We start from the raw sequence: 4,800 nt of genomic DNA on the forward strand, positions 1-4,800 counted from the left end.
CTGTCGAGGGTGGTGGCGGGCCCGGCCGGTGTGGTGGGCAGGTCGGCCCGGTGCAGGAGGTCGGTGCTGACCTGGTGCGGCAGCCAGTCCTCGGTGAACCGGAGGTGGCCGCCGACGGCGGGGTGGTCGCGGGCGGCCTCGATGATCCGGTCGGTGCCGGGCCGCTGCTCCGGGTCCTTGGCCAAGCAGCCGAGCAGCAGCCCGCGCAGGGCGGCCGGTACCCGGGAGAGGTCCGGTTCCTCGTGCACTGCCCGGTACAGCGTGGCGGACTCCGGGCCGTCGCCGAACGGCGGCGCGCCCGCGCTGATGTGGACCGCGAGGGCGCCGAGGGCGAAGACGTCGGTGGCCGGGGTGGCGGGCCGGCCGAGAACCTGCTCGGGGGCCATGAAGCCGGGGGAGCCGATCCGCAGGCCGGTCGAGGTGAGCGCGCTGGTGTCGGCGGCCCGGGCGATGCCGAAATCGATGACGCGCGGGCCGTCGGCGGCGATCAGGACGTTGCCGGGCTTGAGGTCGCGGTGGACGACACCGGTGGCGTGGACCGCCTGGAGGGCCTCGGCGATGCCGGCGATGATCAGCAGGACGGTCCGCTCCGGGAGCGGGCCGAACCGGTGGACCACCTGCTGAAGCGAAGGGCCTGCCACGTACGCGGTGGCCAGCCAGGGCAAGGGGTCGTCGACGCCGGAATCGACCACCTGGGCGGTGAACAGCCCGTGGATGCGCCGGGCGCTGGCCACCTCCTGGGCGAAACGGTGCCGGAACTCCGCGTCCTGCGCCAGCTCCGGCCGGACCACCTTGAGCGCCACCGGCCGCCCGCCCCGGGTGTACGACAGGTAGACCCGCCCCATCCCGCCGACGCCGAGCCGTGCCACCAGCCGGTAGCCGCCGACCTCCCGGGGATCGTCCTCGGACAGTGGCCGGAAGGTCGGGGGAGGCGGGAACCCGCGGTCTCCGGTGGTCACGATGGCTCTCCAGCGGTCGGGGGCGGGGTGGGGTCGGCACCGGTGAACGGGCTCGTGGAGGAGCGGCCGGCGTGCGGGCGGACCCGGCTCGGGGAGGCGGCCGCTCTGCCCGGCACCCTACCCGACTGCAATTTCAGTCAGGAACGGGGTTCAGTCCTGCCCGGGACCCCGGGTAGGGTGGTGCCTCGTGGCTGACCGGAGAACCTCGATCATGGAAGCGGCCGCGCGGGTCATCGCCCGGCGCGGAGTCCGCGGGCTGCGCGTGGAGGAGCTGGCCGCAGAGGCGGGCGTGTCCACGGCGCTGATCTACTACCACTTCAAGGACCGCACCGGCATCCTGCGGGCGACCATGGAGTTCATCAGCGACCGCGCCGAGCGGTACACCACCGAGCGCCAGGCCGACGGTCCGCCGCTGGACGCCAGGGGGGAGCTGGAGCAGACCCTGCTGCTGGAGTTCCAGGACACCCCCGAGGTGCGGGAGAACAGCACGGCCTGGGGTGAGCTGCGGGCCAGTGCGGTGTTCGAGCCCGAGCTGCGCGAGGACCTGGCCCGGGCGACCCTGGTCTGGGTCCAGGAGATCGCCGAACTACTGGGCCAGGTGCGGCCGATGAGCGGCGCCGCCGCCCTCGCCGGTTCCGCCGAGCGCCTGACCGCGCTGCTGGAGGGGCTGAGCGTGCGCTGGCTCAGCGGCAGTCTCCCGCTCGCCCATGCGCGCGAGCTGATGGCGGGCGCGATCGACAGCGAACTGGCGCGGCTCGCCGGCTGACCCGAAGCCCGCCGCGGCGCTGCCGTCCTTCGCATCCTGCCCCCGTCGGCCGACCGGCGGGGGCAGTGGCATGTCGGCGCCGACCGCGGATCCTACAGGGGAGGCCGATGATCACGTCCTTGACTGAATTTTCAGTCAATGCGACAGTGTGGGCACGGCGGCGCGCAGGTCCCGCCCGCCGGACGCGATACTTGATCTGGAGACCCACATGAACGACCACCGCACCGTAGGAAGCTCCCTCGTCGACCGCTTCTTCGGCGCCCGCCCCTCTCGGCGCTCCGTCCTGGGTGCGGCGGGCGCGGGTGCGGCGGGCCTCGCCCTGGGATCGGTCGCGTCGGGCGCACCGGCCTCCGCCGCGGCACTTCCGCGCTGGTGGGTCCCGGCGGACGACGTACCGCACGCCCGCACCTGGATGTCCTGGCCGTCCCGCAAGTCCGTCTGGGGCCGCCAGCTGGCCGGGGTCCAGCAGGACATCGCGCTGATCGCCCGGACGATCGCCCAGTTCGAGCTGGTGGTGCTGTGCGCCCCGGACGCCGACACGGCCGCGGACGCCCGCGCCCGGTGCGGCCCCGGGGTCACGGTGACGGAAGCGGTCGCCACCGACGACCTGTGGATGCGCGACACCGCCCCGGTCTTCCGGCGCGACGGCTACGGCGGCCTGGACGCCGTGGGCCTCAACTTCAACGGCTGGGGCAACAAGCAGACCCACGCGTACGACGCCGAGGTCGCCCGCACCATCGCCGACCGCAACCGGCTCCGCTTCACCAGGGCGGACTTCGTCGGCGAGGGCGGAGCCGTCGAGACGGACGGCGACGGCACCGTGATGGCCACCGAGAGCAGCCTCGTCAACAAGAACCGCAACCGCGGCATGAGCCGCGACGCGATCGAGGACGCGGTGCTGCACGCCTACGGCGCCGACAAGATGATCTGGGTGCCGGGCATCAAGGGCGAGGACATCACCGACGACCACATCGACGTCACCTCCCGCTTCGTGCGGCCCGGCGTCGTCATGGTGCAGCTGCCCCCGGCGGACCGCAACGACGTCTGGGCTCGTGACGCCCGTCAGCAGTCCGACATCCTCTCGCGCGCCACCGACGCCCGGGGCCGCCGCCTCCAGGTCATCCGGATCGACGGCCCCGACACCATCCGGTCGCGGGACCCGAAGTTCGTCGACTCGTACCTCAACTTCCACCTCGTCAACGGCGGTGTCATCACCGCGCAGTTCGGCGACCAGGCCAAGGACGCCGCGGCCCGCCGCGCGCTGGCAGCGGCGTTCCCCGGCCGCGAGGTCGTCCAGCTCGACGTCGACCGGCTGATGGCCGGCGGCGGCGGCATCCACTGCTCGACCATGCACGAGCCGCTGCCGTAGCACCGCTCCTCGCAGCCGGGCCCCGTAGGTCCGCGCCCCAGCCCCCAGGTCCGCGCCCCGGGGCCGTCGGGCCGACCGTCTCCGGCCCCGCCGCCCCTGACGAGCCCGCCGCCCCTGACGAGCCCGTTGTCCCCTTCCCACCGGAGTGTGTCGTGACAGCTTTCTCCCCGTCCCGCCGAACCGTGCTGCGCGCCGCCGCCGGCGTCGGTCTGCTGACCCTGGGAGGTGTCGCGTGCTCGCCGTTCGGCGAGGACGACGCGGCGCCCGAGTCGCCGGCGGCGGGTCAGGGCGCGGCACCCGGCCGCCGGTTCGGCGCGGAGTGGGAGAGCCACGCGCGGACCTTCATGTCCTGGCCGGCGTCGGCCGGCATCTGGGACAGTCAACTGCCGGACGTCCGGCAGGACATCGCCGGGCTGGCCCGCGCCGTCTCCGGCTACGAGCCGGTGGTGATGTTCGCGCGGCCCGCCCAGGCCGAGGCTGCGCAGCGGGCCTGCGGGGACGGCGTCGAGGTCGTCCCGCTACCGGTGGACGACCTGTGGGCGCGGGACACCGTACCGGTGTTCGTCGAGGACTCGGGCACCCTGAAGGGCGTCGACCTCAACTTCAGCGGCTGGGGGAACAAGCAGAAGGAGCACGGCAACGACACCGCGCTGGCCGGTGCGCTGCTCGCCCGGTACGGCCTCGGGCGGGTGACCACGCCGCTGGTCGCCGAGGGCGGGTCGTTCGAGACCGACGGCCAGGGGACGTTGCTGGTCACCGAGAGCTCGGTGGTCAACGAGCGCCGCAATCCCGGCAGGTCCCGGGACGAGATCGAGGCCGAGCTCAAGGCGGCGCTGGGCGTGACGAAGGTGATCTGGTTCGCCGGTGTCCGGGACCAGGACATCACGGACGCCCACGTCGACTGCCTGGTGCGGTTCGCGGCGCCCGGTGTGGTGCTGCTGGACCAGCCGTTCCCCGGGGCGCCCGACGACGTCTGGTCGCGGTCCGCGGCCCAGGCGAAGGAGGTGCTGAAGGACGCCACGGACGCGGCCGGCAAGCCCCTGCAGGTGATCGAGCTGCCCCAGCCGGACCCGGACCGGATCACCGGGCGCGGGGACGCCTTCGTCTCCTCGTACATCAACTTCTACGTCGCCAACAAGTCGCTGTTCCTGCCGCGCTTCGGCGACGCGGCGGCCGACGACCGGGCCCGGCAGATCCTGCGGGAGCACTTCCCGGGGCGGGACATCGTCCCCCTCAAGATCGACAACATCGCGTCGGGCGGCGGCGGCATCCACTGCTCCACCCACGATCAGCCCGGGACCCCGGCGGCCGGCTGACGGCCGGATGCGCCCGTGGAACGGCCGGACGGAAGAGCCGCTGCACGGGCGCACGGGCGCACGGGCGCACGAGGGAGGGGGCAGGCACCTGGGTGCCTGCCCCCTTTCTGTGGACCGGGTGCGTGGGTGGCGTCGCGCTCAGTCGGCCCGAGGCTCCGGCTCGGCGCCGTCCTCGCGCAGCGCGGCCGTCTCGGCCTTCAGGATGCGCAGGGACCGGCCGAGCCCGCGGGCCATCTCGGGCAGCTTCTTCGAGCCGAACAGCAGGACGACCACGGCCACCACGATGAGGATGTGCCAGGGTTCGAATCCGTTGCGGAGCATGGGTGGGTCACCGGACCTTTCGGGTCGGACGGGTGGGCGGCCGGTCGGGAGGGGGCCGGGCGGGGGCCG

General features: G+C 73.7%; 5 protein-coding genes. 3 read left to right on the top strand and 2 right to left on the bottom strand.

Annotation, left to right across the window (positions count from 1 at the left end; genetic code table 11):
• A partial coding sequence (locus tag AA75_RS28540) for a serine/threonine-protein kinase (protein WP_233289229.1) occupies positions 1–959 on the bottom strand: 959 nt, incomplete at its 3' end.
• A 187-nt stretch (positions 960–1,146) separates the two neighbouring features.
• On the opposite strand from AA75_RS28540, the gene AA75_RS28545 reads away from it, so the two are divergent.
• The 3 genes from AA75_RS28545 (at position 1,147) to AA75_RS28555 (ending at position 4,410) form a co-directional block, all read left to right on the top strand.
• Positions 1,147–1,725 (top strand): TetR/AcrR family transcriptional regulator, encoded by a 579-nt coding sequence (locus AA75_RS28545; protein ID WP_233289230.1) that lies wholly within the window; start codon positions 1,147–1,149, stop codon positions 1,723–1,725.
• A 208-nt stretch (positions 1,726–1,933) separates the two neighbouring features.
• Entirely contained in the window at positions 1,934–3,094 is a 1,161-nt protein-coding gene (locus tag AA75_RS28550) for an agmatine/peptidylarginine deiminase (RefSeq protein ID WP_033823164.1), read from the top strand.
• A 152-nt stretch (positions 3,095–3,246) separates the two neighbouring features.
• A complete protein-coding gene (locus tag AA75_RS28555; protein ID WP_033823165.1) occupies positions 3,247–4,410 on the top strand; it encodes an agmatine/peptidylarginine deiminase in 1,164 nt (387 codons plus the stop codon).
• A 138-nt stretch (positions 4,411–4,548) separates the two neighbouring features.
• Here AA75_RS28555 and tatA read toward each other — a convergent pair whose 3' ends face one another.
• Positions 4,549–4,731 (bottom strand): Sec-independent protein translocase subunit TatA, encoded by a 183-nt coding sequence (tatA, locus tag AA75_RS28560; protein WP_033823166.1) that lies wholly within the window; start codon positions 4,729–4,731, stop codon positions 4,549–4,551.
• Positions 4,732–4,800 lie beyond the last annotated feature (69 nt).

This window comes from Kitasatospora sp. MBT63 (genome assembly GCF_000710465.2).
Taxonomy (GTDB): domain Bacteria; phylum Actinomycetota; class Actinomycetes; order Streptomycetales; family Streptomycetaceae; genus Kitasatospora.

Bases quoted from the DNA above. Each gene is read 5' to 3' on its own strand.
- AA75_RS28550 (WP_033823164.1), top strand. From the start codon at position 1,934: ATGAACGACCACCGCACCGTAGGAAGCTCCCTCGTCGACCGCTTCTTC.
- tatA (WP_033823166.1), bottom strand. From the start codon at position 4,731: ATGCTCCGCAACGGATTCGAACCCTGGCACATCCTCATCGTGGTGGCC.